This is a genomic window from Micromonospora sp. WMMD730 (assembly GCF_049178955.1).
In the GTDB taxonomy this organism is placed as follows: domain Bacteria; phylum Actinomycetota; class Actinomycetes; order Mycobacteriales; family Micromonosporaceae; genus Micromonospora; species Micromonospora wenchangensis.
In genome coordinates, this window is record NZ_JBMHML010000002.1 from 3,381,992 (window position 1) to 3,385,863 (window position 3,872).

3 protein-coding genes are annotated in these 3,872 nt (G+C 74.7%); 1 reads left to right on the top strand and 2 read right to left on the bottom strand.

The window, feature by feature from the left end; translation table 11 throughout:
- Position 1: 1 nt before the first annotated feature.
- Together ACN265_RS14800 and ACN265_RS14805 are read right to left on the bottom strand one after the other, a co-directional pair.
- Complete coding sequence (locus ACN265_RS14800) at positions 2-664, bottom strand: HEAT repeat domain-containing protein (protein ID WP_421408153.1); 663 nt, start codon at positions 662-664, stop codon at positions 2-4.
- Between the two features lie 86 nt (positions 665-750).
- On the bottom strand, positions 751-1,491 hold the full coding sequence (locus tag ACN265_RS14805) for a YqjF family protein (protein WP_421408156.1): 741 nt from the start codon (positions 1,489-1,491) through the stop codon (positions 751-753).
- A gap of 353 nt (positions 1,492-1,844) precedes the next feature.
- Between ACN265_RS14805 and ACN265_RS14810 the strand changes: the two genes are divergently transcribed.
- A complete protein-coding gene (locus ACN265_RS14810) occupies positions 1,845-3,860 on the top strand; it encodes a phage tail sheath family protein (RefSeq protein WP_204924329.1) in 2,016 nt (671 codons plus the stop codon).
- The last annotated feature ends 12 nt before the right edge of the window (positions 3,861-3,872 follow it).

The following is a 3,872-nucleotide window of genomic DNA, read 5'->3' on the forward strand; positions in this document are numbered from 1 at the left end:
CTCACCCCGGCCCGCCGGTCCCGCCGAGAGCCACGATGCGCGTCGCCTCCCCGAGGGAGAACTCGAACCCGGCGTCCGGGTCGCGCACCAGCCGCTGCGTGGCGGCGGCGTGCGCGCGTACCCGGGGGTCCGGGTGCGTCCCGGCGGTGTGCAGGATCGTCGTGCCGGCCTCGCCGAGGGTGGCCAACGCCCGGCTGAGGCTCAGCCACGTCGCCCGGTCACCCCGCCCGAGCTGGGTGGCCAGCACCTCGGCCAGTCCGGACTCCGCGCCGTCGGGCACCAGGGCGACCGCCGCCCGCCAGGCGCTGCGCGCCACCTCGTCGTCGGGATCGGTCAGCAGGGCCCGGGTGACCGCCGGCCAGGCCCGCCGGTCCCCGATCTTGGACAGCGTGTGCAACGCCTGGCTGCGGGCCTGTGCCCGGGTCGACCCCAGGGCGGCGACGAGCCGGGGCACCGTCGCCTCCGGCGGGTGACGGGTGAGCGCCCAGGTCAGCATCTCGCGGACGGCGAAGTCCGGTTCGGTCGCGCAGCGGGCCACGAGCGGGTCGACGAACGCCGGGTCGGGGGTGGTGCCGATCGCCAGCGCCGCCCGCAGCCGCACCGACGGGTCCCCACCCGCCAGCCCCCGCAGCGCCCGCGTCGTGTCCGCTTCCGCTCTGGTCATCCGGATCACCTCCCCGACGCAGTGTCGACCCTGACACCGTGTCAGGGTCAACCGGCGGCCCGCCGCGTCCGCCCGACCCGGTGGGGTCACCGGGGGCGCAGGGCGGCCGGTGCACCGAACCGGACCGGCACGCCGGGTGAGTACAGCACGCTGACCGGCGGGCCGGTCGGCGTCGGCAGCCCGGCGGCGGTGACCAGTTCGTCGTCCAGGTGCAGCAGCTCGGCCCGGTGCAGCGGCCACTGCGGATGCCAGTTCGGCACGTGCCGGGTGCGCCCGTACGCCCGGGTGTGCAGGCCCCACCGGGCGGTGAGGAAGTGCTCCACCGGGGTCGGCCGGCGGATGGGCGCACCCACCCGGACCACCATCTCGCTGGTCGTCCCGACCGGCCCCGGCCAGCGCCGACGACACCGGTAGCTGCGCAGGTCACCGTCGTGGTCCACCCGCATCGTCGACCACAGGTACGGCAGCCCCAGGGTGAGCCGGGCGACCAGCACCGGGATCAGCCGGGACGCGTCGAGGGAGCGGAACACCACGGCCCGCCGACCGGTGTGGTCGACCGAGTAGAGCCGCACGTTGGTCTCCCAGAAGGTCCCCAGGTACGGCAGGGCCGGCCCCCGGCCGAAACCGAGGCCGACCATCCGGAAGCCGATCAGTCCGACGTAGGTGGTTCCGTCGAGGGTGTCCGGACGGGTGCCGGCCGGCAGCAGCGGCGCGACGAGTTCCGGGGCGACCGCCCAGTGCAGGAAGGTCAGGTCCGCCCAACGCTGGCGCAGCAGCGTACGGCGGAACGTCGGGGCGGGCGCGGGGGCGACGGGCTCGATCGGCACGTACCCATCCTGCTGCGCCGCCGCCAGCCGGTCAGGTGGTCGGCCTGTCGGGCCGTTCCCCGGCGGCGAGGGACGCCGGATCCACCCGTCCAGGACAAGAGGGATCCGTCTGTCCAGGAAAAATGGCTTGCCCCGTCGGCGGATGACACCAGCCGACGCCGCAGGCACCTCACCGCATGTCCACCCGCGACAGCCTGGGCATCGGACCGGTCCGGCGCGTCGATGTCCGACGGGGAACGGGCGGTCGGGGATGTCGGGTAGTTGACGCGGCGTAGTCGGGTGCCCGCTAGAGGCGGGTGCGGGGTGAGCGGAGGGTGACATCAGCCGACCCGCCACTGCGAGACGAGGTAGTCATGCCCGTCACCCCGACCTATCCCGGCGTGTACATCGAGGAAGTCGCGAGTTCCGTCCGCCCCGTGATCGGCGTGGCGACCGGGGTGACGGCCTTCGTCGGGTACGTGCGGACCGGACCGGAGCACCGTGCCGTCCGGGTCAACACCTTCGGCGAGTTCGAACGCCGGTTCGGCGGGGTCGACCGGGACTCCGAACTCAGCCTGGCCGTGCAACAGTTCTTCCGCAACGGCGGGGCCGCCGCCCTGGTGGTGCGGGTGCCCCGCGCCGACGCCCGGGCCGCCTCGGTGACCCTGCTGGACAAGGTCGGCGCCGGGGCGAAGTCCGCGCTGCTGCTGGACGCGACGAGCACCGGCGCGTGGGGCAGCGGACTGCTCGTCGACGTCGACCACGACGGCGTCACCGACGCCAAGTCGTTCAACCTCACCGTCACCGACACCGCCACCGGCGACACCGAACGGTTCACCGGGCTGTCCGCCGACCCGGCCGCCGCCGCGTACGCGGTTGCCCTGCTCAACGACCCGGACCGGGGTTCGGCGCTGGTCCGGGCGCGCGCCGGGGCCTCCGGGGCGGGCCGGCCGGTGCCCAGCGGCACGGTCGGCACCGCTCTCGGCACCCCCACCGTGGACGCCGCGAAGAACTACCGGCTCACCGTGCAGCCCGACCGGCCCACCAAGCCGGACCCGAACGACCCGGCCAAGACCGTGCCGGCGGTCGCCCCGGTGACCGTGACCGTGCTGGACAAGGGCGAGCGGTTGCCGTCCTCCCCCGCCGGGGTGGCCGCGCTGCTGCAACGGAAGGTCAACACCGCGTTGGGCGCCGCCGACGGCGCGGCCGGCCTGCGGGTACGGGTGGTCCCCACCGCCGCCGGCGGGTTGCGCGTCCTCGGTGACGTCGACGCGGTGGTCGCCCCGGCGGCCCTCGACGCGGCCTTCACCGTCGCGGGCGTCTCCCCCTCCGGTGACGTCGCCGACGGCGCGGCCCTGCTGGGCCTGGCCGGGACGACCGCCAACGTCGGCCGGTTCAGCCCGCTCGGCGTCAAGCGGCTCGGTCAGGGCGACCTGGTCACCGGCTCCGACGGCACCACCCTGCCCGGCACCGGCGCGTTGATCGGCAGCGAGGCCGCCTACACCGGCATCTACGCACTGCTCAAGACCGACCTGTTCAACCTGCTCTGCATCCCCGACGCCACCCGCGCCCGGCACGGCGACCCCGCCGCCATCGACAACGGGCTGGACCCGGAGGCCGTCTGGTCGGCCGCCTACGACCTCTGCGAGCGCCGCCGGGCGGTCCTGCTGGTCGACCCGCCGCCCGGGGTGGACGACCCGGACCGCGCCCTGGACTGGATCAACCAGCTCGGGGTCAAGGGCCCCAACGCGGTGGCCCACTTCCCCCGGCTGCGTATCCCCGACCCCACCGACGGCTTCCAGCCCCGCACCGTCGCCCCCGGCGGCACCCTCGCCGGCCTGTACGCCCGGCAGGACACCGAGCGGGGCGTGTGGAAGGCGCCGGCCGGCACCGAGGCGCAGCTGCGCGGGGTGACCAACCTGGTCTATCCGCTGACCGACGCCGAGAACGGGGTGCTCAACCCGTTGGGGCTCAACTGCCTGCGCACCTTCCCGGTGACCGGCACGGTCAACTGGGGGGCCCGCACCACCGCCGGCGCGGACGCGCTGGCCAGCCAGTGGAAGTACACGCCGGTGCGCCGGCTCGCCCTGTTCATCGAGGAGAGCGTCTACCGGGGCACCCAGTGGGCGGTCTTCGAGCCCAACGACGAACCGCTCTGGTCGCAGCTGCGGCTGAACCTGACGTCGTTCATGCAGGACCTGTTCCGCAAGGGCGCGTTCGCCGGGCGGACGCCCCGGGAGGCGTACCTGGTGCGGTGCGACGCGGAGACCACCACCGGCGACGACCGGGACCGCGGCGTGGTCAACGTGGTCGTCGGGTTCGCCCCGCTCAAACCCGCCGAGTTCGTCATCGTGCGGATCCAGCAGCTCGCCGGCCAGAGCCCGTCCTGAGAGGTGTGAGTC

What these genes read in the sequence shown, in the direction of transcription:
- ACN265_RS14800 (WP_421408153.1), bottom strand. Translation starts at nt 664, where the DNA reads ATGACCAGAGCGGAAGCGGACACGACGCGGGCGCTGCGGGGGCTGGCG.
- ACN265_RS14810 (WP_204924329.1), top strand. Translation starts at nt 1,845, where the DNA reads ATGCCCGTCACCCCGACCTATCCCGGCGTGTACATCGAGGAAGTCGCG.